The following is a 26,810-nucleotide window of genomic DNA, read 5'->3' on the forward strand; positions in this document are numbered from 1 at the left end:
GTTCATCAGAGGTAGAAAATTATTCTTTATTTTTCTGTATGAGATTCAGAGCCATTACTCGCACTCATAAAAAATGTATCAAAATGTTCTACGGCTTCATCGAGCGAAATTCTAAATTCCCCGCTTAATATCGGAACCTCTTCAGGGTTTTCAACGAGTGATGCGTAATCAACTTTATCCATGTCTACCTTTGTTGTTAACGTGGTTTTTAACACTGAAGCATGTATTTTTTCAGAGGGTGTTGCATCAGTACGGTTTGAAATTTGTTCAATCATATTAAAGGCTGTAGCTAAAGAATATATTTTTGTTGTTCCTTTATAAGGATCAAAATTAAATATTGTCTCTATTATTGCGTTTGGATAAATTTCAAAGGAATTAGTTTTTCTTTTAACTCTTGAAAAGCCATAAGGATCCTTCAGAGTCAGTATTTTTGTTTCAGGTTCGTATTTGATGATGGCGTAAGCGTGTTTTTTGGATAGGTCTCGAAGTGAATGATAAGGATCGTTATCAGTCTCCTTGCTTAGAGTGGCTATACCACCTGATCTCATAAGTATTTTTAATAATTCATGTAATTTTTTTTTGTTGTTGTTGTTTAAATATGTGATGAAATGAACGAATGTTGTTTTTGTTAATATTATAAATGCCTTAAAATAACAAACAGCATCAAGCGTGTATTTGTTAGAATGACGCAGCTTTAAGATATTTATATTTCGTGGAGTGTGTTTCATAATTTCCAGAACCCTGGCCATGGCGCTTTCAATAATTTCAGGCCATAGAGCGTAATCTCTGGATTTTGCGGCAAATGTGTCTGTCGATTTGACTGGCAGGTGAAAAGTTTGTCCCTCAAATCCCGGAAACTTAATCACCACATCATCCTGCTGAAAGTCTTTAAAATAATTAAAAATAACTCTTTTTCCCGTCTGTGAGCTGGCAAGTGAGGCTAGTGCTGCAATCAGCACGCAGTCATCGTATTTGTTCTGAATAATGTTGCGAGGCGTAATGCTGCCAAGCCCATTGGGGAAGAGTTTTAAATACTGCTCAGAAAATGCTTTGTGATCATCAAGGCTTAGCCAGTCTAACCAGAATTTATGATCTTTATCCTCATCCTTACCCTCATGGCTGTCACCTTTAATTTCCAGAAAGTGGCCGTTTTGCTTCTCCATTTCAATACTGTACTCGTTAATCCCTATTGTGCCGGGGTATTGCAACTGATTGAAGTTGACCAGCAAAAACTGAATGGTTTCATACGTTTCATTGCTAAGGTAGGGAGCGTGGTATGCTTCAAGTAATTCTGGATATGACAGTAATTTATCCTCATCCGTATCGTAGCTGTTCATTATCATATTCAGATGTTTAAGAGCCGTATCGTGAGTCGCTTTAAATTCTGAATTTTCGGCCAGAGCCAGAGTGGACATCAGGATGATTAAGAAAAAACTCCATTTTTTCATAACAAATATCTCCGGTTTGGGTATTTACAGCATGAGTCTTTCATGGCTGCTGAGAATTATTTATCAAAATTAGATGGAAATTATTAAAAAAGGTTCCCTTACAGGTTTTTGCTGTACTGGTTATCTTACTGTTCCGAGAGTTGATGCAGGAATTGAAAGATACCTTTGCAGCAGAAGGCGAAGAGCGTCAGTCTCCAAAGAAAACCTCCTTCTTTGAAGGGGTGAAGAAATTCTTCGACGCTATGGCCTCCGGATTTGGCGATTCAGACACAAAAAAAAGCGGCTTTTATAGCCGCTTTTTTTGTCTTTGGTTTTATGTGAAAAATGTCTTTTATCGTTTATTTTAAGTTTAATTTACGGCAAAAGGCTTGCCGCCGGATGGGTCGTCCGGATCCTCTTTTTTGTCTCTGCTGCTATCTTCTTTTGTAACTTCTGAATCGCAGGATTGTGATGTGGTGGTTGTATCCTTGGTTTCATTCTTTTCTTCAGGAGGCCGTGACGTAAAGTGTATTGGGTCTATTGATACATAAATCATTCCTATAAGATGATCCAATATCTGAAGCGTACGGTATAGCGCTAAATCAGCTGTGTTATCATCACTATTATTGCTGGCTGGGTCGGCCTCCTGGGTGGAGGTTGGAGGCTGATCACCCGTTCCGCTTTCACTACCTGACTGAGTGTTTTCCCCTTCGTTCGCTGCCGGGGGGGAGGGGGCGTCTTTTTTTATTACTATCATTACCACTGCTGTGGAAGGTGTTGGTTGTTGAAGCCATGCTTGTTGCTCGCTGTACAGGTCGGATTTTAGCTGTCCCTGATAGCGAACTATGTGTCCCCATTGTTCAGCTGTCGTTGTTGTCTTTTTTACGCCTTTGTGTTGTGAGCCATTAAAAAGTGGCTTGAGTTGCCGGGGTTGGCCATTGACTTTATTTTTTTCTATGTCAAGAGTGCCTGCTCCAGTCAGGGAAAAGGCGCGGGTTCTTCCTTGTTTGCTGGCTGACAGGTTAATGTCGACCTGATATTTATTATTCCTGATCTGGCTAACGGTTACCGAAATGCCACTTTCAAAGGTAACCAGCTCTACAGCATCGTCAAAAAACAGGGTTATTGTGGTCGCAGGTGATCCGGGCAGGCTGGTCACTGTAAAGAAGTGGTTTTGCTCTGTGTTGTAAATAACCGGGGCGTAGGTATTGGGGTCGCCAGTGCTTGCAGGCAGAGGAATGTGCTGAAATCCAACTGAATGGCTTGAGTAATGTAACAAAAGAAAATTATCCGGAGCGTTGGTTTTTGAATAAGCCATGGTGCTTATAAGCCCGACAATAACGAGCATCCATAAAAAATAACAACTTCGCATATTAGATAGTTCCTAACGTGACTGGAGCCCATCAATATAGACATCTTTGAAGGTATTGAGAGTGAGGCTTGCCGTTTGCTTTTCTGGCGTTAGACTGTCCGCTTGAATGACTAAAGTCTGGAGTCATGGAGAAGCTCATGTCAAAAACAAGAATTGCTATCGTTGGCGCTGCGGGTCGAATGGGGCGAATGTTTGTCGAGGCCATTGCCGCTGATGAACGGGTAGAGTTGGGCGCTGCCATAGAACGACCCGGTAGCAGTCTGCTGGGTGTTGATGCGGGTGAGCTGGTGGGTGTGGGTGCTCTGGGTGTGAAGTTGTCGCCGCAGCTGTCTGATGTTGTTGACCAGTTTGATACTGTCATTGATTTTACCACGCCTGCTTTTACCCTGAGCAATGTTGAACTGTGTCGTGAGCATGGCAAGAGCATTGTGATTGGCACGACGGGCTTGAGTGATGAGCAGAAAGCCCGGTTGCAGGAAGCAGCCAGGGATATCTCCATCGTCTTCGCTTCTAACATGAGTGTCGGTGTGAACCTGGTGTTTAAACTGCTGGAAACTGCCGCGCGTATCATGGATGAAGACGCGGATATTGAAATTATTGAAGCCCATCATCGCAACAAGGTGGACGCACCTTCCGGAACTGCCCTGGCCATGGGTGAAATTGTGGCGGATGCCGTAGGTCGGGATTTGAAACAGTGTGCTATTTATGGTCGTGAAGGCGTTACCGGTGTTCGTGAGCGTGAAACCATTGGTTTCTCAACCATTCGTGCCGGAGATGTGATTGGCGATCATACGGTGCTGTTCGCCTCGGAAGGTGAGCGGGTTGAAATTACCCATAAAGCCAGTAATCGTGTGATCTATGCCCGTGGTGCATTAAGGGCTGTGCGTTGGCTGGCAGGTAAGCCAGCGGGTCTTTACAGCATGCAGGATGTTTTAGGACTGAATTGATTCTTGCTTAACAGAAGTGGCTCGATGAAAATGTAGACAGTGCAATTTTTTTGTGTTTCAATGCGAAAAATTTGCACTTGATTTGTTGCGTGTGTGGCAGCAGGCAGTTATGAACAAATACGTACACTTTTAGAGTGGCCGTATCATGGTAACAAGACATTAGCTTTCCGACTGGTTTTGAATGGTACGGATTAAGCTGATAAGAAAGCGAGACGGTATTTTAACCTCTCGCTTTTTTTGGGCGTGTCCATAAGTTCGCTGGTTGTCACGATTGCCGCGCAATCCCATTTGTTATCCATCTGAGCATTACCAGCACTGATCGCTGTTACTGCCGTAGGATATAACAGGTCGAAGTTTGGGAGGACCCATTGACTAAGTCTGCCGTTCTGGCCCTCGAAGACGGAAGTCTTTTCTGGGGCATTGCCATCGGAGCTGATGGCGAAACCAGTGGTGAGGTTGTTTTCAATACAGCCATGACAGGCTATCAGGAAATTCTCACTGATCCTTCCTATTCCCGTCAGATCGTCACCCTGACTTATCCCCATATTGGTAATACCGGCATCACTCCTCTTGATAATGAATCTTCCAGTGTTCATGCTGCCGGACTGGTTATTCGTGACCTTCCTCTTATTGCCAGCAACTGGCGTCACCAGCTTTCCCTTGATGATTACCTCCGTCGTGAGAATGTTGTCGCTATTGCGGAAATCGACACCCGTCGTCTGACCCGGATTCTGCGTGAAAAAGGCGCGCAGAATGGCTGCATCATGACCGGTGAAAGCCGTGACAGTATTGATGTTGAGGCGGCTCTGGCGAAAGCCCGTGTTTTCCCTGGTCTGAAGGGTATGGACCTGGCAAAGGAAGTCACCACTGAACAGCCTTATGAGTGGACTGAAGGTGTCTGGGAGCTGGAAACTGACAGCCATCAAACCGTTGCTAAACAACCATTCCACGTGGTGGCTTATGACTTCGGTGTGAAGCAGAACATTCTGCGTATGCTGGCACAGCGTGGTTGCCGCCTGACGGTGGTTCCGGCTAAAACCCCCGCCAGTGACGTACTGGCGATGAACCCGGATGGTGTTTTCCTGTCCAATGGTCCTGGTGATCCCGAACCGTGTACTTACGCGATTGAAGCGATTACCGAGATTCTGGAAACCCGTATCCCGGTGTTTGGTATCTGTCTGGGTCACCAGTTGCTGGCTCTGGCCAGTGGCGCCCAGACTGAAAAAATGAAATTTGGTCACCACGGCGCTAACCATCCGGTTCAGGATCTGGACAAGGGCACGGTAATGATCACCAGTCAGAACCACGGTTTCGCAGTGTCTGAGGAAGACATGCCGGAAAACGTTCGTGCGACACATAAGTCTCTGTTTGATGGCAGTCTGCAAGGCATTGAGCTGACAGACCGTCCGGCGTTCAGCTTCCAGGGGCACCCTGAAGCGAGTCCCGGACCGCACGATGTAGCCTGCCTGTTTGACCGCTTTATTGATGAGCTGTCCAGGCATACAGCCTGATCGCGACTGACAAAATACTCCTAGCCAGCTCTGGCGCTGAATAACCAGCGTCGGAGCTTGACCACAAGTTACGAGAGCAACGATGCCGAAACGTACTGATATTGAAAGCATCCTTATTCTGGGAGCCGGCCCCATCATCATTGGTCAGGCTTGCGAATTTGACTATTCCGGTGCCCAGGCCTGTAAAGCGCTGAAAGAAGAAGGCTACCGTGTCATTCTGGTGAACTCCAACCCGGCGACCATCATGACCGACCCGGTGATGGCCGATGCGACCTACATCGAGCCAATTCGCTGGGAAAGCGTTGAAAAAATTATTGCCAAAGAGCGCCCGGATGCGGTTCTGCCGACCATGGGGGGGCAGACCGCCCTGAACTGCGCGCTGGACCTGTTCCATAAAGGCATTCTGGACAAGTATGACGTTCAGATGATCGGTGCCAGCCGTGACGCCATCGACAAGGCTGAAGATCGCGAGATGTTCGACAAGGCGATGAAGAACATCGGTCTGGAAACACCTCGTGCCGGTATTGCTCACACCATGGATGAGGCCTGGGGCGTTCAGGCAGAAGTGGGTTTTCCCTGTATTATCCGTCCGTCCTTCACCATGGGTGGCAGCGGTGGTGGTATCGCCTACAACCGTGACGAGTTTGAAGAGATCTGTAAGCGTGGCCTGGACCTGTCTCCGACCAACGAGCTGCTGATCGACGAATCCCTGATCGGCTGGAAAGAATACGAAATGGAAGTGGTGCGTGATCGCAACGATAACTGCATCATCGTCTGTGCCATTGAGAACTTCGACCCAATGGGTGTTCACACGGGTGACTCCATTACGGTCGCGCCAGCGCAAACGCTGACTGATAAGGAATATCAGATCATGCGTAACGCTTCCATTGCGGTACTGCGCGAGATCGGTGTTGAGACCGGTGGTTCTAACGTACAGTTTGGTATCTGCCCGGATACTGGCCGTATGGTCGTCATCGAAATGAACCCCCGTGTATCCCGTTCTTCTGCCCTGGCTTCCAAGGCGACCGGTTTCCCGATTGCTAAAGTGGCGGCCAAACTGGCGGTGGGTTACACCCTGGACGAACTGCAAAACGAAATCACCGGTGGTGTGGTTCCGGCTTCCTTCGAGCCAGCCATCGACTACGTTGTTACCAAGATTCCTCGCTTTGCTTTCGAGAAATTCCCACAGGCTGACGACCGTCTGACCACACAGATGAAATCCGTGGGTGAGGTAATGGCCATTGGTCGTACGTTCCAGGAGTCCATGCAGAAAGCCCTGCGTGGTCTGGAAACCGGCGCTAACGGTTTTGATCCAATCATCGATGTGACCGCTGAAGGCGCGCTGGATCGCATTAAGGCTGGGCTGGTAACGCCAAAGGCTGATCGCCCTTACTATGTGGCCGACGCTTTCCGTGCCGGCATGACCGTTGAGTCTGTGTTCGAACAGTGCATGATCGACCCATGGTTCCTGGTTCAGATCGAAGACCTGGTGCGTGAAGAAGGTAAGCTGCAAGGGACTTCCCTGAAGGATATTTCTGCGGATCAGATGTTCCGCCTGAAGCGCAAAGGCTTCAGCGATGCCCGTCTGGCTGAGCTGCTGAATGTTGCTGAAGACGAAGTACGCAGTCATCGTCGTGTACTTGATATCAAGCCGGTCTTCAAGCGTGTCGATACCTGTGCGGCAGAGTTTGCTTCTACGACAGCGTACATGTACTCCACGTACGAAGAAGAGTGTGAAGCCGATCCGTCTTCCCGTGACAAGATCATGGTGATCGGTGGTGGCCCTAACCGTATTGGTCAGGGTATTGAGTTTGACTACTGCTGTGTTCACGCAGCGATGGCGGCTCGTGAAGACGGTTATGAGACCATTATGGTCAACTGTAATCCGGAAACTGTTTCTACCGACTACGATACATCGGACCGTCTGTACTTCGAACCTATTACTCTGGAAGATGTGCTGGCGATTATCGATGTTGAGAAGCCAAAAGGCGTTATCGTTCAGTACGGTGGTCAGACACCTCTGAAACTGGCGCGGGCGCTGGAGCGTGAAGGTGTGCCAATCATTGGTACCAGTCCCGAAGCCATTGACCGTGCGGAAGATCGTGAACGTTTCCAGGCCATGATCCAGAAGCTGAAGCTGCTTCAGCCTGAAAACGCTACCGTTCGCAGTGTTGAAGAAGCGGTTAAGAAGGCAGAAGAAATCGGCTACCCGCTGGTTGTACGTCCATCCTACGTTCTAGGTGGTCGGGCCATGGAAATTGTTGCCGGTGAAGATGAGCTGCGTCGCTACATGTCTTCTGCGGTGAAAGTATCCAACGACAGCCCGGTATTGCTGGACTTCTTCCTGAACCGCGCGGTAGAAGTGGACGTGGACGCTGTATGCGACGGTAAGCATGTGGTGATCGGTGCGATCATGCAGCACATTGAGCAGGCCGGTATTCACTCCGGTGACTCAGGCTGTTCCCTGCCTCCGTACTCCCTGAGTCCGCGTGTGCAGAATGCGATCCGTGAACAGGTTCGTGATATGGCCATTGAGCTGGGCGTTATCGGTCTGATGAACGTGCAGCTGGCGATTCAGGACGACCAGATTTATGTGATCGAGGTTAACCCTCGTGCGTCCCGTACTGTGCCATTTGTGTCCAAATGTATTGGTCACTCACTGGCGAAAGTTGCAGCACGGGTTATGATGGGTAAGACTCTGGAAGAGCTGAACTTCACCAGGGAGATCATTCCTCCGTATTTCTGCGTGAAAGAGGCGATTTTCCCATTCAACAAATTCCCTGGTGTTGACCCGATTCTCGGCCCTGAGATGAAGTCTACCGGTGAAGTAATGGGTGTTGGTCAGTCCTTCCCGGAAGCCTATTATAAGGCGCAGCTGGCTGAGAATATGTCTCTGCCAAAAGGCGGCAAGGTGATCATCAGTGTCCGTGACCTGGATAAACCAGCGGTTCCGGCGCTGGCGCGCCTGCTGATGGATACTGGCTTTGAGTTGGTCGCTACCAGCGGTACTGCCCGTGTGATTGAGGAGGCCGGTTTGCCGGTGACCTACACCCGTAAGGTAATGGAAGGTCGTCCTAACCTGGTGGACAGCATCGTTAACGGTGATATAGCCTTTGTGGTAAATACTACAGAGGGTCGTCAGGCGATAGCGGATTCGTATAAAATCCGTCGCTCTTCTCTGACCAACAAGGTTCTGTATACCACCACTATGGCGGGTGCAGAAGCTATTGCCCGGGCCATCGCTTTTGGTTCGGAAAAAACAGTCAGACGACTTCAGGATCTGCACGAAGGTAAGACTGGATGAATCGATACCCCATGACGGTAGAGGGTGAAAAAGCCCTCCGCGAAGAACTGGCACAACTGAAAGGTGTTGAGCGGCCTCGTGTTTCTCAGGCGATTGCGGAAGCAAGAGAGCTGGGTGACCTGAAAGAGAACGCTGAATACCACGCTGCCCGTGAGCAGCAGGGTCTGATGGAAGCTCGCATTAATGATATTGAAGCGAAGCTGTCGAATGCAGTGGTGATTGATGTCGCCACGCTGACGCAGAATGGCAAGGTTGTATTTGGTGTCACGGTCGCTCTGGTCAATCTGGATGACGACAGTGAAGTGGAATACAAAATTGTTGGTGATGATGAGGCGGATATAAAAGCCAGTCGTATCTCTATCAACTCGCCCATCGCCCGCGCCCTGGTGGGTAAGGAAGAAGGTGATGTTGTGGTAGTGAGCACGCCGTCAGGTTCTATCGAGTATGAGATTGATGAGGTGAAGTACATCTGACGATGTATTGACCGGTTGATCTTGAAAAAAAGCCGCGCTTCTTTTTAGGGTGCGGCTTTTTTGTGCCTGTAAAACAAGACAACCACTGCCACTGCGGACTTTTCTGGTGTACAGCCGTTTTTAATCTATTCTAAGACGTTCAGTAATTATTCGGCGGGTTTTGCTATGACTTCCCTGTCCAGAAAAATACGATCGGGGTTATTTTTGTCATCGACTTTGGGTCATCTTCTGCAGCGGTTGTTGCGGCAGTTGTCGCAAAAGTTGTGGAGCGCGTTTGTTGGGTTGGTGTTTTTGTCATTGCCGGCTTTTGGGGAGGTGATGTCACTTTGGGTCGGAGAAAAAGTGCTGTCTTTTCCGTCGAACCCTGATTATGGGAGCCGGTTTGACCTGGCTGGTTTTTCTTCAGCCCTCCCCGGTGTTGATAAGCATGAGTTGGTTCCGAAAGTCCACCTGCCAGCCGAAAAGCAGTGGGAGCAATTAAACCAATACACCTGGGAAGCATTTTTTAACAACGTACAGTCCGCATCGAAAGAACCCGAATCGAAAGCTTTTGTTTCTCCAAGAGTCAGTGCCAGTTTCTCCAGAAATGAGTTTTTCTGGGATCAGGCTTTTATCAGCCTTGGTTTTGGTCTTTATGCTCACCAGACATTCAGTTCACTGGGCGGTTTGAACTGTTTTTACAAGCAGCAACACCCTGACGGCTTTATCCCCAGAGAAATTGCGCCAGACGGTAGTGAGGTGCGTTTTTTTCCCGGAACTTCAATTTTTATTCATGACAATGATTCTTACGCGTGGGTTGAAGGGTTAAAGGTTAAAGTTAGAAAAGATTACTGTGAGGATAACAGTAGTAACCCGCCGCTAGCGGCTCATGCAGAGTGGCGACATTTTCTTCTAAGCCGGGACAAGGCCAGGCTAAGTGCAGTATATAACGTGCTTGCAGCGCATACCGAGTGGCTGGAAAAGAATCGAAAGATTGAAGGTGGTGACTTGGTCGGGTTGTTCACGCAGGGGAATATGGGGTCAGGCATGGATAACTTGCCCTCTTCATTTAAGCTTCAGGGTCAGGAATTCAAGGAAAATATCTGGGATTACTACCCTCATCGGCGCAGTGTTATGGATATGGACCTGAAGCGAAATCTTGCCATGTTTGATATTTCAGCCCAGATGAAGCTGCATTACGATGCCATGGCCAGTATCTCTAAAGAAATTAATAAGAAAGAAGAGCAGCAGTCTTACCAGGGCAAAGCTAAAGAGCTTAAGGACAGAATCAATGAATGCCTGTGGAATAAAGAAGTTGGCTTCTATTTTAATGCTTTTAAAAATTGTAATAATAAATCTCAGGAGTATACATTGTCTGCTTACTGGGGGCTGTATGCAGAAATAGCCGATCATAACCAGGCAAAAGAAATGCTGGATTACCTGGAGAATAAAAAGTATTTCAATACCCCCATGCCTTTTCCGGCTCTTGCCCGGACAGACGAAAAGTTTTATGAATCGGGTGATTATTGGCGGGGTGGGGTCTGGCCGCCACTGGTTTATATGACGCTTAAGGGGCTGATGAAATATGCTGAGCCTGTTCCCGAAGCCTGGACCATAGCGGTCAGTGCCAGCGAACGTTATTTGAAAAATCTTGCTAAAACCATGTTTGGAGCGGACAAAGAAAAAGGTGATATGGAAACATGCAGGAAAAACCCTGACGATGGAGCTCACTCTTGCCCGTTACCCGGAGTGGAAAAAAGAATTTATGAATACAACAGTCCGACAAGTGGAGGGGCGGGGTTAAGACGGGATGTCACTGGCAAGGACGCAGAAGCCAAAGGAAATTTTGTGGGCTGGGGCGGCCTGGGGCCTATTGGCGTTATGCAGGAAGTTGCCGTGGGGCTGGATGTTCGCAAAGATGAACTTGTATGGTATCTGAGTCGTACTGATGAGCATGGTGTTAAACAGCTTTTTATTGGTTCTCAGTCGCTGGATATTACGGTGGCAGGGAGAGCTGGTGAGCCGTTAAGTCGGGATCATATTTCTGTTGCAGGCGTGTTGCCAAAAGACTCTCCTGTTCGGCGGCTACGGATTGTTCCCAAAGACAATCCTGAAAATACAATAATAATCAATTTGACGGCTGAGTAAGTTTGGCCGGTATTGCTATTGAGACTCAGCCTGTTAAGCAACAGGTCAATAGCAAACCGGCATGCCAGGTGCCGGGGTGGGTGGTTCAGCCCGGCAAAACCGCTTTAAAAACTCTTTACGTTAGACAGGCCTGGCTTGGCGTCCTTGTTTTCCTTGTAGATCAGGGCGATGTTGCCAATGGTTTGTACCAGTTCGCACTTAGTTTGCTTAACCAGTGCATCGATCATTGTCTTTTTAGCTTCACGGTCGCCCACGGCAAACTTTACCTTGATCAGTTCGTGATCGCTTAGGGCTCGCAGTGTCTCTTCAACAACGCCATCGGTCATGCCTTTACCAGCGACCATGACGACAGGCTTGAGCTTGTGACCCAGGGAGCGGAAATGTTTTTTTCTATCAGTGGATAGACTCATGATTGCACAATCCTGAAGCTGAACAATACAATGGCCGGATTGCAATACAGCCATAGCAATCAGGCTCTTAATGGAGGGGTTTTTCCAGCGCTATAGGCGGCATTTAAAGCGGGCTCTTAAAAAGAGCTACCTGAAAATCGCAGGCATGCCTCGTGTAGAGACCTATATTGCCAGAGTGAAAAGTCCATTATTCTACATTCTCGCTGTTCGCTTAGCGAGTTCGTTATTTGAGCAAGTGTACGGTTTGACTCAGGAAACCCTGCATTTGTTCCGTATTGTCCCTGTTTAAGGTAAATCGTAAGGTAAATCATGACCCGATCCAAAAGTACCAGCTCCTCACGCTGCTCTCGTTCCAAGAGCAGTAAGCGTTGGCTGCAGGAACACTTTGATGATCAGTATGTAAAGCGTTCCCAGGAGGATGGCTGGCGCTCTCGTGCCAGTTATAAGCTCCTGGAGATTCACGAGAAAGATAAGCTGTTTCGTCCTGGTATGAGTGTTGTCGATCTGGGGGCCGCCCCTGGTGGCTGGACTCAGGTGGCCGCTGAAATTATTGGCGACTCCGGACGTATAGTTGCTTCTGATATTCTGCCAATGGACCCGATTGCCGGTGCTGCCTTTGTTCAGGGTGATTTCACCGAAGACAGCGTACTGGAAGAGATTCTGGCGGCCATCGGTTCTGATGAAGTAGACCTTGTAATTTCCGATATGGCCCCCAATATGAGTGGAGCGCAGTCTATAGATCAGCCTAAGGCGATGTATTTGGTGGAACTGGCGCTTGATCTGGCCAGGCAGGTGTTACGTAAGAACGGTGTCTTCCTTGCCAAGGTGTTTCAGGGGGAAGGCTTTGAAGAGTATCTGAAGGATATGCGTTCTTCTTTCACCAAAGTGATTACCCGTAAGCCTGATGCGTCCAGGGCTCGCTCCAGAGAAGTTTATCTGCTGGCAAAAGGTTTTAAAGGTTAAGCGTTCTGTAAGGACGTGTAATTACTTTTTTCTATTGGCTATATAGATTGTTGATGACTGTCGCCTGAAAGCTCAATCGTGTATTGTTACAGGTGCAGATTAACCAAATAAAGAGAGCAGAGCCGGTACACATGCCCAAACCGACCGACTATCCCAGCCTTCAGTACGCTCAAGAGAGGGTAGCCCTTTGAATGATATGGCGAAAAATTTAATTCTCTGGGTCATCATCGCATTGGTGCTGTTGACCGTGTTCAAAAACTTCGATGGTATGCAAACGACCACGCAGAAGGTCAGTTACTCTGACTTTGTCAGCATGGTTGAAAACCGGCAGGTCAGTAAGGTACTGATCGACGGTTATACCATTAATGGCGTTCTTAATAGCAGTGAGCGCTTTGAGACCAACCTGCCGCCGGCAGTGCCTGATACTCAGTTGATGGACGAACTGTTGCGGGGTAACGTACAGATTGAATCCAAGCCGATTGAAAAGCAGAGCATCTGGACTCAGTTGCTGGTCGCCAGCTTCCCGATTCTGGTGATTCTGGCCGTCTTTATGTTCTTTATGCGCCAGATGCAGGGCGGCGGAGGCGGCAAAGGCGGCCCCATGAGCTTCGGCAAGAGTAAGGCGCGCCTGCTGTCGGAAGACCAGATCAAAACCACCTTTGCTGATGTGGCGGGTGTGGAAGAGGCCAAAGAAGACGTGCAGGAGTTGGTGGACTTCCTGAAAGACCCTGGCAAGTTCCAGCGTCTGGGCGGTCGTATTCCCCGTGGTGTCCTCATGGTGGGTCCTCCGGGTACGGGTAAAACGCTGCTGGCAAAAGCCATTGCCGGTGAAGCAAAAGTTCCGTTCTTTACCATCTCTGGTTCTGACTTTGTCGAAATGTTTGTGGGTGTGGGCGCGTCCCGTGTTCGCGATATGTTCGAGCAGGCCAAGAAGCAGGCTCCCTGCATTATCTTCATCGACGAGATTGATGCGGTAGGTCGTCATCGTGGTGCCGGTATGGGGGGTGGTCACGATGAGCGTGAGCAGACTCTGAACCAGTTGCTGGTAGAAATGGATGGTTTCGAGGCAAACGACGGTATTATTGTAATTGCCGCCACCAACCGTCCTGACGTGCTGGATCCAGCTCTGCTTCGTCCTGGTCGTTTTGACCGTCAGGTCGTAGTCGGTCTGCCCGATATTCGCGGTCGTGAACAGATTCTGAAAGTGCACATGCGCAAAGTGCCTGTGGCTGATGATGTGGATGCAGCGGTGATTGCCCGTGGTACGCCCGGCTTCTCCGGTGCGGATTTGTCCAACCTGGTCAATGAAGCGGCGCTGTTCTCTGCCCGCGCTGACAAGCGCATGGTAGGTCAGCATGAGTTTGACCTTGCAAAAGACAAAATCATGATGGGTGCCGAGCGTAAGTCCATGGTGATGAGCGACAAGGAAAAGAGCAATACGGCTTACCATGAGGCGGGTCATGCTATTGTTGGTCGCCTGGTGCCTGACCATGATCCGGTCTACAAAGTATCTATTATTCCTCGTGGTCGTGCGTTGGGTGTCACCATGTTCCTGCCTGAGGAAGATCGTTACAGTCAGAGCAAGCAGGCTCTTATGAGTCAGATTTGTTCTCTGTTTGGTGGCCGTATCGCTGAGGAAATGACCCTGGGCGCTGATGGTGTAACAACCGGCGCTTCAAACGATATTCAACGAGCTACCCAGATAGCCCGCAGCATGGTGACCAAATGGGGCTTGTCTGAAAAGCTGGGGCCATTGATGTATGACGAAGACGAAGGTGAAGTCTTCCTTGGCAAGAGCTACGGCAGTGGCGGTGGTTCTAATGTTTCAGGTGAAACGGCCAAGCTGATTGATCAGGAAGTTCGCCGTATTGTTGATGAGTGTTATACCTGTGCGGGGACGATTCTGGAAGAAAATCGCGACAAGCTGGACATGATGGCGGAAGCCCTGATTCAGTATGAAACCATCGACGTCGATCAGATCAATGACATCATGGAAGGTAAAACGCCGCGTCCACCAAAAGAGTCCAATGATAAAGGCTCTGGCGGTGAAGGTGGCGAAAAGGTTGCAGTGTCTGAAGAATCGTCTGAGGCTAAAGCCCCGGAAGCTGATGATACGGACCAGAGTGAAAAAGATGAATCTATCGGTGGTCCGGCAAACGGACAGGCCTGATTAATTCGGTCTACGCTAACGGGCAGGTTTTCCTGCCCGTTTTTTTAACTATCGTTTTATGACAACCGTTTTATTTCTTCGAAGGTAGCGTTTCAGTGGTAGCTATGACCAGGCTGGATTGTGCTGGCCGAACTCTTGATTTCAGTCGTACCCGGATCATGGGTATTCTTAATATTACCCCGGACTCTTTCTATTCAGGCAGTCGTTATCAGGATATGGATACCATCCTGCGCATTGCTGACACCATGATAAACGACGGTGTTGATGTATTTGATGTCGGTGGTGAGTCTACCCGGCCCGGCGCTGACGGAAAGTTGGTGACCGGTGAAATGGAGCTGGAGCGTGTACTGCCGGTTGTAGAGGCTTTAAATGCCCGCTTTGATAAGGTGATTTCAGTAGACACCAGTTCTGCACTGGTGATGACTGAAGCGGCTAAAGCGGGTGCGGGCATTATAAACGACGTGCGTGCGCTGCATCGGGAAGGCGCTTTGCAGGCTGCGGCGCAAACCGGCTTGCCGATCGTGTTAATGCACTCGCTGGTTGATCAGCCTGAGCCGGGATTTGTCCCCTGTTACGATGATGTAGCCAGTGAGGTCTGTCAGTACTTGTTGAACCGGGTGTCAGACTGTGAGATAGCGGGTATTTCCAGGGATCGAATTATTCTTGATCCGGGCTTTGGCGGTGGCATGTTTGGCAAAACCCCGAAGCAGAATCTCAGTTTGCTGAAGCATCTGGACAGGTTAGTGGAGTCTGGTTTTCCCGTGCTGGCAGGTCTTTCCCGTAAGTCATTTATGCAGGTACAGCTCGATAAACCGGCTGCCGGGTTGTTGCCTGGCAGTCTGGCGGTGGCACTGATGGCTGCTCAGGCAGGGGCGCGCATCATCCGGGTACACGATGTTGCCGAGACCAGGGATGTTGTGACCATGCTCGAAGCGGTTCAGCAGGCAGAGTAAAGTTTTCAGAGGTCGTTGGCTGCTTTCGTGTTGATGACCCAATCTCGCTACGTAAGGTATTACAAATGGATCGCAAGTTTTTTGGAACGGATGGAATTCGTGGTCGTGTTGGCGAATTTCCCATTAATCCTGAGTTTGTCCTGAAGCTGGGCTGGGCTGCCGGTAAAGTGCTGGCAGCGGAAGGTGAAGGTCAGGTACTTATTGGTAAGGATACCCGGATTTCCGGTTACATGTTTGAGTCTGCCCTGGAGGCGGGTTTGTCTGCGGCGGGTATTGACGTGTGTCTGACCGGCCCAATGCCGACCCCCGCGATTGCCTATCTCACCAGAACCTTTAACGGTCAGGCGGGTATCGTCATCAGTGCCTCTCATAATCCATTTTACGACAATGGTATTAAGTTTTTCTCCGGGAAGGGGGCAAAGCTGTCCGATGAGATAGAGGAGAAGATTGAAGCCCTGTTGGAAGGTGAGATAGACGTTGTGCCTTCTGAAAGGCTTGGCAAAGTGACCCGGCTGGACGATGCGGCTGGTCGCTATATTGAGTACTGCAAGGCCAGTACGTCCCATCAGCTGGACCTGAGAGGTCTGAAACTTGTGATTGACGCCGGACACGGCGCGACCTATCAGGTAGGGCCTTCTGTTTTTCGGGAGCTGGGTGCTGAAGTGCATGCCATGGGGGTTTCGCCAGACGGTGTTAATATCAATAAAAACGCTGGCTCCACTAAGCCGGATGGCTTGTCTCAGGTGGTGCAGGAGTTGGATGTTGATATGGGTATCGCCTTTGACGGCGATGGTGACCGCGTGATTATGGTAGACGACAAGGGTGATATTGTTGATGGTGATGAGCTGCTCTACATTATTGCCCGTGACCGTCAGGCGCATGGAGAGCTGAAAGGCGGGGTGGTTGGCACGTTGATGACCAATCTCGGCATGGAGAAGGCTTTGCAGAAAGCGGGTATTGAATTTGACCGTGCCAAAGTGGGCGACCGTTACGTCAATGAAATGATGTTGGAAAAAGGCTGGGAGATGGGTGGTGAATCTTCCGGGCATATTATCTGTCACGACGTTTCGACGACGGGGGATGGTATTGTGTCAGCCCTGCAGGTGTTGAAGGCGGTAGTTCGTTCCGGTAAAACGCTCTCAGAGTTGCGTTCTGAGATGAGTAAATACCCACAAACCATGATTAATGTGCGGGTCAGGGTTAAGGCCGATACAGACCAGGTCCCGGCCATCGTTGAGGCGGTTAAGCAGTCAGAGGCTGAATTGGCGGACAGGGGGCGGGTGTTGCTGCGGCCATCCGGTACTGAGCCTGTGATTCGGGTAATGGTTGAAGGTGAAGACGCGGCCCAGGTGCATCGTCAGGCTGAGAAGCTGGCAAAAGTCGTTGAATCGGCTATGGTTTAACGTTTTATACAGGGCAAGCGGTTTGCTTGCCCTGGCGGCTTTGATACTGAAGGTAAGCTGGCAGTAGCTTTTAAGCTTATTCTGGCTTTAGGTGAAACATGAAAGGTGGAATTTGGGGTGATCTTTTTTTGAATAATGTATCAAACTGCTGATTTTGCCAAAGCTCGGTGTAGTTGTGGTCTGAAACATAGTTGATATAGCTTGGCTGTTCCTCCCTTCGTTGCCTCTGATCGAGATTTTTGAAGTAGTGTTGCATATGCTTGTTTATTCTTTTGATTTCCTCCTGTGCTTTTTTTTGCTCTTTCTCCGCTTTGCTCATGGCCGCAGGAGGTTCTTTGACACCTTTCTTTACAGGTTCCGGCGTGCTGCCTGATAACCAGTTTGCACCTGTTTCGTCTTTGACGATTGAAGATTTTTTTACTTTGAACAGCTTAAGTTTTACATCGTAAACACCTTCGCCGGGTTCGGCCCAGAGCCGCTTTACCTGCTCAAGGCTTTGGAAATAAATGCTTCCATCTATTTCGGCTGAAATAAAGTAATCGTTTCCGGCGTAGATCAGCGTATGGCCTGCAAATGACGAGGTTGTTTCCATGTCCATGTTGTAAACCTTGATTATAAAGATATCACCAACATCTGCGTGTTTATCAAGATCCTCCTCTCCCACATCTTCCAGTTGCAAATCAGCGGTACCATGGGGTGAAAAATGTTTAACATTGCCGGAAACATAAAAAGCAAATTCCATACATGAGAAGGAGTTGCTTTTGCTGGCTTGATGTGGGTTGATGCGGCTCTCGATGCATTCTTTCCAGCCGTTCCTTATCCATTTTACCAGCCGGTTGTTCATACCTTGATCCATAAATGTATAGCGGGTAAGAGAGTCCTCATATTCCCAGAACAGGGTAGGTGGTTTTTTTGTCTCGCTGAGTTTAGGTTTGAGATCACTCAGCGAGTCGTAAAGTCCACGATACTGAAAAGGGTAGAAAGAAAAAGACTCACCGCTAGACGTTAGTTCTGCCAGTTGTTCACTGTCGTCATCATTTTTGACAGTCAGAGTGATTTCTGTGGCTGGACACTGGTGAATTATGCTAAGCGTGAGGATTAAAAGAGTAAAGGGTAGCGCTTTCAATTTTCTGTACATAAGTTTTTTATCATGTTGTGTATGGTTGGGGTTGCTGACAGATAGTTCTTAAAAAAACAAAAGCCCGTTTATTCTTCTTCTATTTTCTATTCTTTTTCTATTCTTCTACATGACTTTGAAGAGAACAGAATAGAGCAGGAAAGCGGCTTTTGTAGAAAAAATGATTTTTTTATTGTGGTCATTCTGGTCAAAGGGTCCAAATCGGAAAGTTTGTTATTCATCAGAATGAGAATGGACTGTCGAATGGGCTGCCGGGGGTCAAGGAAAATATCTGGCAGAATGTTATTCTGCCGTTTTCAGGTTGTATAAATTCATCGCGTAGGTTAGTATCCCGACCTCGCGAACGTTGAGGTAATGCACTATGCGTCAGCCACTCGTAGCCGGTAACTGGAAGATGAATGGCTCTTCTGAAAGTAACCGTAAATTGCTTGAGGAACTGGTTTCTGGTTTGGAAACTAAAGCAGAAGTTCTGGTATGCCCTCCGGCTGTCTATGCTCAGCAGGTTCGTGATCAACTGGCTGGCTCCACCGTCAAGACTGGTCTGCAGAATGTTTCTGAGCAGTCTTCCGGTGCGTTCACCGGTGAAACTTCGCCTCTGATGGTTAAGGATCTCGGGATTGAATATGTGATTATCGGTCACTCCGAGCGTCGCACCCTGTTTGGTGAGACTGACGAGATCGTAGCTGCGAAGTTCAACGCTCTGGTTGATCAGGGTATCGTTCCTATCCTGTGTGTAGGCGAGACTCTGGAAGAGCGTGAAGCAGGCGACACTATGAGTGTGGTTGCTTCACAAATTGAGGTTGTGCTGCGGGCTGCAGGTCCGGAGCGTCTGGCAAACTTTGTGATCGCTTATGAGCCTGTATGGGCAATCGGTACTGGTTTGACTGCAACTCCTGAACAGGCGCAGGAAGTACATGCTGAGATTCGCAAACTGTTGGCAGAACATAATGCCGATATGGCTGCGAAAACTCGAATCCTGTACGGTGGTAGCATGAAGGCTGCCAATGCTGCCGAGCTGATCGCGCTTCCTGATGTGGATGGTGGTCTTGTAGGTGGTGCGTCACTGGTTGCTGATGAATTCAAGGCGATCTGTCACGCTGCGGGATAGCGATGGAAACCATAATTCTTATTTTTCATGTTCTTGCCGCTGCTGGTGTGATCGGTCTGATCCTTCTCCAGCAGGGCAAGGGTGCAGAGACCGGTGCCAGTTTTGGTGCCGGTGCGTCACAAACTGTTTTTGGCAGTAGTGGTAGTGCAAGCTTTCTGAGCCGTACGACTGCAATTCTGGCAACGATATTTTTTGTGACCAGCTTCTCTCTGGCCATTGTTGCCAGGCAGAAGGCGAACACCATCAGTGATGCGGGTGTTCCGGCGGCTGCTGTTCAGCAGCAACAGGCTCCTCAGACTTCTGATGCGCCCGTTGCCATTGAAAGCACTGCAGGGGGTGTTGAAAGCGATGCTCCTGTGTTAGACTCTACCCCCGTCGAGACTGACGAGATGGGTCAGGATCAAACGAATGATCTGCCTCCTGTGCAGTAAACAGAGTTTTTGAAATTTATGGACTTGTTTAAAGTCCATAGTTTAAAGTCTTTGCTTTAACAGGAAGTGGAAATGCCGAAGTGGTGGAATTGGTAGACACGCCATCTTGAGGGGGTGGTGAGCTATGCTCGTGCGGGTTCAAGTCCCGCCTTCGGCACCAGTTATGAAGGCTCTGCTGAACAGGCAGAAAGAAGTAAAAGAGAAGGTTTCTGTATTGGGTTGTTAGCTTCCTAATCAAACAGTATACTGAAAGAGATTTTGGTGCGGGGTGGAGCAGCCTGGTAGCTCGTCGGGCTCATAACCCGAAGGTCGTCAGTTCGAATCTGGCCCCCGCTACCAACTTATTAAAACCCCCTTTGTGGGGTTTTTTGTTAGGTACGTAGCTGAGAGGCTGTTTGAAAATAGACCGCTGTGCCTGCAGCTTTTAACAATTATCCAGTACGTCGGGTGAAATTGTTAATACTGCGATTGTTGTGGCAGCTGCGAAACTATTTTCAAACAGCCTTAATTGCGTCCAGTCGGAAAACTGGAGGCCAGGGCATCTTTCCCGGACAGGTTTTCGGAGAAGAGTGCTTAATTGATACAGGGCTTTATAGCCCTTTTTTTGTTTTTACAAGCAGGTGTTTCCATCGTGGCAGGTAAGCAGTCGCAATTGGAGGCGTTGATCGGGCCGGTGGTAGAGTCGCTCGATTACCAGCTCTGGGGTATAGAGTTTAAATCCCAGGGGCGTAACTCCGTTTTAAGAATTTTTATTGATACCCTTCCCGGCAGGGAAGGTGGTATCAGCCTGGAGGACTGCACGAAGGTCAGTCGCCAGGTTAGTGGGGTTCTCGATGTAGAAGACCCGATTACAGAGGAATATACCCTGGAAGTATCTTCACCGGGGGTTGACCGCCCACTGTTTACGCTGGAGCAGTATCAGCTTTGGGCAGGTGCCGAGGTGAACATCCGTCTGCGCGTTCCTTTTGAGGGGCGTCGCAAATACCGGGGCATTGTAAAGGGTGTTGAGGATCAGGATGTGGTAGTGATCGTTGATGATCATGAACTACTGTTCCCCATCGAGAGCATTGATAAGGCTCAGGTGATACCAAGGTTCGACTGAGTAGTTTCGTCCTTTTGTTTCTGGCTTCTATAGATTTCTATAGCTTTCTATAGATAAGAGGAAGAACAAAAGACTGAAGCTGCGTTTGGTTCAGATCGGAACAAAGATAATGGCCTGACCGATATTCTGGTCAGTCATCCGTTCCGGTGTGCGGCCAGGGAAGTGTTGGCATAGGCATGGACTGGTACAGCATAGGCGAGGCAGAGCATGAGTAAAGAAATTCTGTTGGTCGTAGAGTCCGTTTCCAATGAGAAAGGAGTCTCCCCCGAAGTGATCTTCGAGGCGATGGAGATCGCATTGGCAACCGCGACTAAAAAGCGTTACGAAACTGAAGTCGATATCCGTGTCGCGATTGATCGTAAAACCGGGGAATACGACACATTCCGCCGCTGGACAATCGTAGCTGACGAAGACTTCGAGTTTCCGGGAATGCACTTTACCCTGGATGAGGGTAAAGAGAAGGACGAATCCCTGGAGATTGGTGGTGTCTGGGAAGAGCAGGTTGAATCCGTAGGGTTTGGCCGGATTGCGGCCCAGACCGCCAAACAGGTAATTGTACAAAAAGTACGTGAAGCCGAGCGTGCTCAGATGGTTGATGCTTACCGCGATCGTCTGGGTGAGCTGATCAACGGTACGGTTAAAAAAACAACCCGTGACAGCATCATTATTGATCTGGGTAGCAACGCCGAAGCGGTTCTGCGCAAGGATCAGACTCTGCCCCGTGAAAACTTCCGTGTCGGTGTTCACGTACGCGCCCTGTTGCATGAAATTTCTACTGAAGGTCGTGGGCCTCAGTTGATGATGTCTCGCAGCGTGCCGCAGATGCTGATCGAACTGTTCCGCATTGAAGTGCCAGAAATCGCTGAAGAAGTGATTGAAATCAAAGGCGCTGCACGCGATCCGGGCTCCCGCGCCAAGATCGCCGTTAAGACGAACGACGGTCGCATTGATCCGGTGGGTGCCTGTGTCGGTATGCGTGGTGCGCGTGTACAGGCCGTATCCGGTGAACTGGGTAATGAGCGCATTGATATCGTGCTCTTTGATGACAACCCGGTGCAATATGTTATCAACGCGATGCAACCTGCTGAGGTGGCATCCATTATCGTTGACGAAGAATCCAGAACCATGGATATCGCTGTCAGCGAAGACAATCTGGCCCAGGCGATTGGTCGCGGTGGTCAGAATGTTCGTCTGGCCAGTGAGCTGACTGGCTGGAACCTGAATGTAATGACTGAAGCCGACGCTGCTGCCAAACAGGAACAGGAAGCGGGTCGGATCAAACAGAATTTTATTGACCTGCTCGACATTGATGAAGAGTTAGCGGAACTCCTGGTGACAGAAGGCTTTACCACCATGGAAGAGCTGGCTTACGTACCTCTGGAAGAGATGACAGCCATCGAAGGTCTCGATGAAGACATCGTGGAAGAAGTGCGTAAACGTGCCAAGGATAAACTGCTGACTCAGGCCATAGCCCGGGAAGAGAAACTCGACGGCGTTCAGCCGGCTGAAGATCTGCTTAACATGGACGGCATGGAAAAGGATCTGGCTTTTGAACTGGCCAGCCGGGGTGTTGTGACAATGGAAGACCTGGCGGAACAATCCATCGACGACCTGCTTGATATTGAAGGCATGGACGAGAAACGGGCCGGTGACCTGATTATGACGGCACGTGCACCCTGGTTTGAGGAAGCTGGCAACTGAGCGGGCCACTGAGAGGAGAAGTGTTAATGGCAGATGTAACCGTAGAACAACTCGCAAAGGTGGTCGGCGCGCCTGTTGACAGGCTGTTGAAACAGATGAAGGATGCGGGGCTGAAGCACACCCAGTCTTCCCAGTCTGTTTCCGACGCTGAAAAACAGCAGCTGCTGGCGCACCTGAAGGCGACTCATGGTGATCACACTGGCGGTGCAGAACCGACCAAGATTACCCTGAAGCGCAAGACTGTCAGCCAGATGAAAGTGGCTGGCGGTTCCGCAGGCAAAAACAAAGTGGTTAACGTAGAAGTTCGTAAAAAGCGTACTTACGTTAAGCGCGAAGAAGAAGAGAAGAAAGACGAAGGTCGTGGCCAGCGTCGTGACGGTGGTCGCGATGGTGAAGGTCGCGGTCAGCGTCGTGACGGTGGTCGCGATGGTGAAGGTCGTGGTCAGCGCCGTGATGGTGACAACCGTGGTCAGCGCCGTGACGGTGACAACCGTGGCCCGCGTCGTGAAGGCGACAGCCGTGGCCCGCGTCGTGAAGGCGACAACCGTGGCCCGCGTCGTGAAGGCGACAGCCGTGGCCCGCGTCGTGAAGGCGACAGCCGTGGCCCGCGTCGTGAAGGCGACAGCCGTGGCCCACGTCGTGAAGGCGACAGCCGTGGTGGCCCACGTGGTCCATCTGCACCGCGCTTCGATCCGGCTGCTGCGCCACCACCGCCACCGAGCGATGACAACAAGCGTGGTCGTAACCGGAAAGGCAAAGATCGTCGCGATAATGAACGTGATGATCGTCGTGATGGTGATCGTCGCGGTCGCAGTCGCGGTGGTCGTGATGATCGCCGTGGTGGTCGTCGTCAGCATCGCACTGTGGCGCCAGAGTCCATGGCAGCGCACGGCTTTACCAAGCCAACGGCTCCTGTCGTACGTGAAGTGTCTATTCCTGAGACAATCACGGTTGCAGAGCTGGCCCAGAAGATGGCAGTCAAGGCGGCTGACGTTATCAAGGCCATGTTCAAGATGGGCTCTATGGTGACCATCAACCAGGTGATTGACCAGGATACCGCTTCCATCGTTGTGGAAGAAATGGGTCACTCCTACAAGCTGACCAAGGCGGACGACATCGAGGATACTCTGGTTGAAGATCAGATCGATGGTCAGGCCAGCTTTGAAGAGAAGTCTCGTGCTCCGGTTGTTACCGTAATGGGTCATGTTGACCATGGTAAAACCTCTCTGCTGGACTACATCCGTAAGAGTCGTGTACAGGCTGGCGAAGCCGGTGGTATTACCCAGCACATTGGTGCGTACCACGTAGACACTCCGCGCGGCATGGTGTCCTTCCTGGATACTCCGGGACACGCGGCGTTTACCCAGATGCGAGCGCGTGGTGCCAAGGCGACTGACATCGTTATCCTGGTGGTCGCAGCAGACGACGGCGTAATGCCTCAGACAGAGGAAGCCGTTCAGCACGCGAAAGCCGCTGGCGTACCTCTGGTGGTGGCTGTGAACAAGATGGATAAGGAAGGTGCTGATCCGGATCGCGTGAAGAACGAACTGTCCGCTATGGAAGTAATTCCTGAAGAGTGGGGTGGTGACACTCAGTTCATGCACGTTTCTGCACTGACTGGTCAGGGCATTGACGAACTGCTGGAAGCGGTTGTTCTGCAGGCTGAGGTTCTGGAACTGACCGCTCCTGATGAAGGTCCTGCGAAGGGCGTTGTGGTTGAATCCCGTCTGGATAAAGGTCGTGGTCCGGTTGCAACGGTTCTGGTTCAGGGCGGTGAGCTGAATCAGGGTGACAACATCCTGGTGGGTCAGCAGTACGGTCGTGTACGTGCGATGCTGGATGAGAACGGCAAGCCAATCAAGGTGGCTGGTCCTTCTATTCCTGTTGAGATTCTGGGTCTTGACGGTACGCCTGAAGCCGGTGACGAGATGCTGGTGGTTAAGGATGAGCGTAAGGCGCGTGAAATCGCCCTGTTCCGTCAAGGCAAGTTCCGTGAAGTGCGTCTGGCTCGTCAGCAGGCTTCCAAGCTGGAGAACATCTTCAACAGCATGGGCTCTGAAGAGAAGAAGACTCTGAACATCGTACTGAAAGCCGACGTTCGTGGTTCTCTGGAGGCCCTGACCTCTTCTCTGGAAGAGCAGGGTAACGAGGAAGTCCAGGTTAAGGTTATTTCTGGCGGTGTGGGCGGTATTACCGAAACCGACGCTAACCTGGCGCTGGCTTCCAACGCCGTTATGGTCGGCTTCAACGTTCGTGCCGACGCTTCTGCCCGTAAGGTGATTGAAGCGGAAGAACTGGACCTGCGTTACTACAGCGTTATCTACGACATCATCGAAGATGTTAAGAAAGCGCTGGGCGGTATGCTGGGCTCCGATACTCGTGAGCAGATTGTTGGTACCGCTGAGGTACGCGACGTCTTCCGCTCTCCGAAATTCGGTGCCGTGGCTGGCTGTATGGTGATTGAAGGTACTGTGTACCGTAACGACCGTATCCGTGTACTGCGTGATAACGTGGTTATCTTTGAAGGCGAGCTGGAATCTCTGCGTCGCTTCAAGGACGACGTTCAGGAAGTTCGCGAAGGCATGGAATGTGGTATCGCGGTTAAGTCCTACAACGACGTTAAGCCTGGCGACAAGATCGAGGTTTACAAGACCATCGAAGTTCAGCGCACACTGTAATAACAGCGTGGAAGCTGGCTGGTCTGGCGTAATTAAAAAGCCCGTGGTTTCGACCGCGGGCTTTGTCATATCAGGGCTTTCTCTATAGACGACGAAAGTTTACTGACCGATTTCATACGGAATGATGTATGGCAAAAGAATACAGTCGAACCCGGCGGGTCGCTGACCAGATTCAACGTGAACTGGCGCAGCTGATTCAACAGGAAATGAAAGACCCGCGACTGGGTATGGTGACGGTCAGCGCTGTCGATGTGACTCGTGATCTGGCATTTGCTGATGTGTTTGTCTCTTTTCTGGGCGTGGATGACCAGAAACAGATTGACGAGTCTCTGGAAGTGCTGAAGCGTGCTTCCGGGTTTCTGCGCAGTCAGTTGGCGCGTGCCATCAAACTGCGTTTTACCCCGCAACTGCGTTTCCGTTATGACGCCAGTATGCGCCGCGGTGCCTTCCTGAGCGATCTGATTGAAAAGGCTCGTTCTCAGGATAGTGATTATGAAGGCCCGTTGGGTCGGGATAAGTCTGATTCCGGAGAATCCGTAGATTCTGGGGAGTCAGGGAACTCTGTGGACTCTGGGGAGTAAGTATCGATGTCCAGACGCAGACGTAGCCGTGGCCGTCCGGTCGACGGCATTGTTGTCGTAAATAAGGAAAAAGGCGCAAGCTCAAACGACGTTTTGCAGCGTGTTAAGCGTCTTTATGGAGCCGCCAAGGCCGGTCATACCGGTAGCCTTGACCCTCTGGCAACCGGTGTATTGCCTATCTGTCTGGGGGAAGCGACCAAGTTTTCCCAGTTTCTGCTGGACTCTGACAAGTCTTACCGCACGGTTGTAAAACTGGGTGCCCGCACCGAAACCGGTGACCTGGAAGGTGAGATTGTTGAAGAGCGTCCGGTGAATGTCACGCAAGCAGACGTTGAAGGCATTCTGGAACAGTTCCGTGGCGATATTGACCAGGTGCCGAGCATGTACTCAGCCCTGAAGCATAACGGTGAGCCTCTGTATAAGCTGGCTCGTCAGGGTATTGTGGTGGATCGTCCAAGTCGTCGAATCACCATTCGCCGTCTGGAAATGATGGCCTTTAACGGCGACAGCATTACCCTGGAAGTGGATTGCAGCAAGGGTACTTATATTCGGACTCTGGCAGAGGATATCGGTGCGGCCCTGGGTTGTCTGGCGCATGTTATTGAGTTGCACCGGGTAGCGGCAGGCCCTTACCGTGAAGACCGGATGCACACGCTGGAAGCTCTGCAAGCAGTGCGTGATGGTGGTGGTCATCAGGCGCTGGATGAGCTGTTGTTGCCGCTGGATACTTCTGTCAGTGACTGGCCTCAGGTTCGCCTGGGACAGACCAGTAGTTTCTATATCACCCAGGGGCAGCCGGTGCAGGTGCCTCAGGCACCGACAAGCGGCGGTGTTCGTCTTTACGGGCAGGAAATTTCTGAGTCTGGTGAAGAAAGCTTCCGCTTTTTGGGTGTGGGAGAGATTGACGACGACGGACGTGTAGCGCCTAAGAGGTTGATCAGTAACAAGTCCTGAGTTTGAACTGCAGATTAACCCCCCCCCTCTTTGCAGCTGATATTGCAAAGGGGGGGG

General features: G+C 50.2%; 21 protein-coding genes and 2 tRNA genes. 19 read left to right on the forward strand and 4 right to left on the reverse strand.

Annotated features, from left to right (window positions below; genetic code table 11):
• Positions 1–26: 26 nt before the first annotated feature.
• Positions 27–1,448 (reverse strand): C2 family cysteine protease, encoded by a 1,422-nt coding sequence (locus NX720_RS14845; RefSeq protein WP_262595584.1) that lies wholly within the window; start codon positions 1,446–1,448, stop codon positions 27–29.
• 143 nt (positions 1,449–1,591) lie between these two features.
• Between NX720_RS14845 and NX720_RS14850 the strand changes: the two genes are divergently transcribed.
• Positions 1,592–1,795 carry a hypothetical protein gene (locus tag NX720_RS14850; protein WP_262595585.1) on the forward strand — a complete coding sequence of 68 codons (204 nt, stop codon included), beginning with the start codon at positions 1,592–1,594 and terminating at the stop codon, positions 1,793–1,795.
• 2 nt (positions 1,796–1,797) lie between these two features.
• On the opposite strand, the gene NX720_RS14855 is transcribed toward NX720_RS14850, so the two are convergent.
• On the reverse strand, positions 1,798–2,799 hold the full coding sequence (locus tag NX720_RS14855; RefSeq protein ID WP_262595586.1) for a hypothetical protein: 1,002 nt from the start codon (positions 2,797–2,799) through the stop codon (positions 1,798–1,800).
• Between the two features lie 137 nt (positions 2,800–2,936).
• On the opposite strand from NX720_RS14855, the gene dapB reads away from it, so the two are divergent.
• From dapB to NX720_RS14880, 5 genes are all read left to right on the forward strand, one after another.
• Positions 2,937–3,746, forward strand: coding sequence for a 4-hydroxy-tetrahydrodipicolinate reductase (dapB, locus tag NX720_RS14860; RefSeq protein WP_262595587.1), 810 nt, complete (start codon positions 2,937–2,939; stop codon positions 3,744–3,746).
• 368 nt (positions 3,747–4,114) lie between these two features.
• The gene (carA, locus tag NX720_RS14865) at positions 4,115–5,257 is read left to right on the forward strand and encodes a glutamine-hydrolyzing carbamoyl-phosphate synthase small subunit (RefSeq protein ID WP_262595588.1); all 1,143 of its coding nucleotides are present in this window, start codon (positions 4,115–4,117) and stop codon (positions 5,255–5,257) included.
• A gap of 82 nt (positions 5,258–5,339) precedes the next feature.
• On the forward strand, positions 5,340–8,561 hold the full coding sequence (gene carB, locus NX720_RS14870) for a carbamoyl-phosphate synthase large subunit (RefSeq protein WP_262595589.1): 3,222 nt from the start codon (positions 5,340–5,342) through the stop codon (positions 8,559–8,561).
• Positions 8,558–9,034: a transcription elongation factor GreA gene (gene greA, locus NX720_RS14875; RefSeq protein ID WP_262595590.1), complete on the forward strand. Its 477-nt coding sequence runs from the start codon at positions 8,558–8,560 to the stop codon at positions 9,032–9,034. The genes carB and greA overlap by 4 nt, the downstream gene beginning before the upstream one ends.
• 318 nt (positions 9,035–9,352) lie before the next feature.
• A complete protein-coding gene (locus tag NX720_RS14880; protein ID WP_262595591.1) occupies positions 9,353–11,161 on the forward strand; it encodes an MGH1-like glycoside hydrolase domain-containing protein in 1,809 nt (602 codons plus the stop codon).
• A 104-nt stretch (positions 11,162–11,265) separates the two neighbouring features.
• Here NX720_RS14880 and yhbY read toward each other — a convergent pair whose 3' ends face one another.
• On the reverse strand, positions 11,266–11,571 hold the full coding sequence (gene yhbY / locus NX720_RS14885) for a ribosome assembly RNA-binding protein YhbY (protein ID WP_404830997.1): 306 nt from the start codon (positions 11,569–11,571) through the stop codon (positions 11,266–11,268).
• Between the two features lie 309 nt (positions 11,572–11,880).
• Between yhbY and rlmE the strand changes: the two genes are divergently transcribed.
• From rlmE to glmM, 4 genes are all read left to right on the forward strand, one after another.
• Entirely contained in the window at positions 11,881–12,534 is a 654-nt protein-coding gene (gene rlmE, locus NX720_RS14890; RefSeq protein WP_262595592.1) for a 23S rRNA (uridine(2552)-2'-O)-methyltransferase RlmE, read from the forward strand.
• Between the two features lie 196 nt (positions 12,535–12,730).
• Positions 12,731–14,704, forward strand: coding sequence for an ATP-dependent zinc metalloprotease FtsH (gene ftsH, locus NX720_RS14895; protein ID WP_262595593.1), 1,974 nt, complete (start codon positions 12,731–12,733; stop codon positions 14,702–14,704).
• 104 nt (positions 14,705–14,808) lie between these two features.
• On the forward strand, positions 14,809–15,657 hold the full coding sequence (folP, locus tag NX720_RS14900) for a dihydropteroate synthase (RefSeq protein ID WP_262601587.1): 849 nt from the start codon (positions 14,809–14,811) through the stop codon (positions 15,655–15,657).
• Between the two features lie 65 nt (positions 15,658–15,722).
• Positions 15,723–17,060 carry a phosphoglucosamine mutase gene (gene glmM / locus NX720_RS14905; RefSeq protein ID WP_262595594.1) on the forward strand — a complete coding sequence of 446 codons (1,338 nt, stop codon included), beginning with the start codon at positions 15,723–15,725 and terminating at the stop codon, positions 17,058–17,060.
• A 76-nt stretch (positions 17,061–17,136) separates the two neighbouring features.
• Here the strand turns inward: glmM and NX720_RS14910 are convergent, their stop codons facing one another.
• Positions 17,137–18,198 (reverse strand): hypothetical protein, encoded by a 1,062-nt coding sequence (locus tag NX720_RS14910; protein ID WP_262595595.1) that lies wholly within the window; start codon positions 18,196–18,198, stop codon positions 17,137–17,139.
• Between the two features lie 361 nt (positions 18,199–18,559).
• Here NX720_RS14910 and tpiA point away from each other — a divergent pair, with 361 nt between their 5' ends.
• The 9 genes from tpiA (at position 18,560) to truB (ending at position 26,753) form a co-directional block, all read left to right on the forward strand.
• Positions 18,560–19,306, forward strand: coding sequence for a triose-phosphate isomerase (gene tpiA, locus NX720_RS14915; RefSeq protein WP_262595596.1), 747 nt, complete (start codon positions 18,560–18,562; stop codon positions 19,304–19,306).
• A gap of 2 nt (positions 19,307–19,308) precedes the next feature.
• Positions 19,309–19,737, forward strand: coding sequence for a preprotein translocase subunit SecG (gene secG, locus NX720_RS14920; RefSeq protein ID WP_262595597.1), 429 nt, complete (start codon positions 19,309–19,311; stop codon positions 19,735–19,737).
• A 74-nt stretch (positions 19,738–19,811) separates the two neighbouring features.
• Positions 19,812–19,897, forward strand: a tRNA-Leu gene (locus NX720_RS14925).
• Positions 19,898–19,999: 102 nt separating this feature from the next.
• Positions 20,000–20,076, forward strand: a tRNA-Met gene (locus tag NX720_RS14930).
• Between the two features lie 292 nt (positions 20,077–20,368).
• Entirely contained in the window at positions 20,369–20,839 is a 471-nt protein-coding gene (gene rimP, locus NX720_RS14935) for a ribosome maturation factor RimP (protein ID WP_262595598.1), read from the forward strand.
• A gap of 207 nt (positions 20,840–21,046) precedes the next feature.
• On the forward strand, positions 21,047–22,540 hold the full coding sequence (gene nusA / locus NX720_RS14940; protein WP_262595599.1) for a transcription termination factor NusA: 1,494 nt from the start codon (positions 21,047–21,049) through the stop codon (positions 22,538–22,540).
• A 26-nt stretch (positions 22,541–22,566) separates the two neighbouring features.
• Positions 22,567–25,218, forward strand: a complete 2,652-nt coding sequence (gene infB / locus NX720_RS14945; RefSeq protein ID WP_262595600.1) for a translation initiation factor IF-2 — start codon at positions 22,567–22,569, stop codon at positions 25,216–25,218.
• Positions 25,219–25,346: 128 nt separating this feature from the next.
• On the forward strand, positions 25,347–25,799 hold the full coding sequence (gene rbfA, locus NX720_RS14950; RefSeq protein WP_262595602.1) for a 30S ribosome-binding factor RbfA: 453 nt from the start codon (positions 25,347–25,349) through the stop codon (positions 25,797–25,799).
• A gap of 6 nt (positions 25,800–25,805) precedes the next feature.
• Positions 25,806–26,753, forward strand: coding sequence for a tRNA pseudouridine(55) synthase TruB (truB, locus tag NX720_RS14955; RefSeq protein ID WP_262595604.1), 948 nt, complete (start codon positions 25,806–25,808; stop codon positions 26,751–26,753).
• The last annotated feature ends 57 nt before the right edge of the window (positions 26,754–26,810 follow it).

It is taken from the genome of Endozoicomonas euniceicola (assembly GCF_025562755.1).
Lineage (GTDB): Bacteria > Pseudomonadota > Gammaproteobacteria > Pseudomonadales > Endozoicomonadaceae > Endozoicomonas_A > Endozoicomonas_A euniceicola.

Bases quoted from the DNA above. Each gene is read 5' to 3' on its own strand.
- nusA (WP_262595599.1), top strand. From the start codon at position 21,047: ATGAGTAAAGAAATTCTGTTGGTCGTAGAGTCCGTTTCCAATGAGAAA.
- yhbY (WP_404830997.1), bottom strand. From the start codon at position 11,571: ATGAGTCTATCCACTGATAGAAAAAAACATTTCCGCTCCCTGGGTCAC.
- truB (WP_262595604.1), top strand. From the start codon at position 25,806: ATGTCCAGACGCAGACGTAGCCGTGGCCGTCCGGTCGACGGCATTGTT.
- dapB (WP_262595587.1), top strand. From the start codon at position 2,937: ATGTCAAAAACAAGAATTGCTATCGTTGGCGCTGCGGGTCGAATGGGG.
- glmM (WP_262595594.1), top strand. From the start codon at position 15,723: ATGGATCGCAAGTTTTTTGGAACGGATGGAATTCGTGGTCGTGTTGGC.
- NX720_RS14850 (WP_262595585.1), top strand. From the start codon at position 1,592: ATGCAGGAATTGAAAGATACCTTTGCAGCAGAAGGCGAAGAGCGTCAG.
- NX720_RS14910 (WP_262595595.1), bottom strand. From the start codon at position 18,198: ATGTACAGAAAATTGAAAGCGCTACCCTTTACTCTTTTAATCCTCACG.
- NX720_RS14845 (WP_262595584.1), bottom strand. From the start codon at position 1,448: ATGAAAAAATGGAGTTTTTTCTTAATCATCCTGATGTCCACTCTGGCT.
- secG (WP_262595597.1), top strand. From the start codon at position 19,309: ATGGAAACCATAATTCTTATTTTTCATGTTCTTGCCGCTGCTGGTGTG.
- ftsH (WP_262595593.1), top strand. From the start codon at position 12,731: ATGGCGAAAAATTTAATTCTCTGGGTCATCATCGCATTGGTGCTGTTG.
- rlmE (WP_262595592.1), top strand. From the start codon at position 11,881: ATGACCCGATCCAAAAGTACCAGCTCCTCACGCTGCTCTCGTTCCAAG.
- NX720_RS14880 (WP_262595591.1), top strand. From the start codon at position 9,353: ATGTCACTTTGGGTCGGAGAAAAAGTGCTGTCTTTTCCGTCGAACCCT.
- tpiA (WP_262595596.1), top strand. From the start codon at position 18,560: ATGCGTCAGCCACTCGTAGCCGGTAACTGGAAGATGAATGGCTCTTCT.
- NX720_RS14855 (WP_262595586.1), bottom strand. From the start codon at position 2,799: ATGCGAAGTTGTTATTTTTTATGGATGCTCGTTATTGTCGGGCTTATA.
- infB (WP_262595600.1), top strand. From the start codon at position 22,567: ATGGCAGATGTAACCGTAGAACAACTCGCAAAGGTGGTCGGCGCGCCT.
- folP (WP_262601587.1), top strand. From the start codon at position 14,809: ATGACCAGGCTGGATTGTGCTGGCCGAACTCTTGATTTCAGTCGTACC.
- rbfA (WP_262595602.1), top strand. From the start codon at position 25,347: ATGGCAAAAGAATACAGTCGAACCCGGCGGGTCGCTGACCAGATTCAA.
- greA (WP_262595590.1), top strand. From the start codon at position 8,558: ATGAATCGATACCCCATGACGGTAGAGGGTGAAAAAGCCCTCCGCGAA.
- carB (WP_262595589.1), top strand. From the start codon at position 5,340: ATGCCGAAACGTACTGATATTGAAAGCATCCTTATTCTGGGAGCCGGC.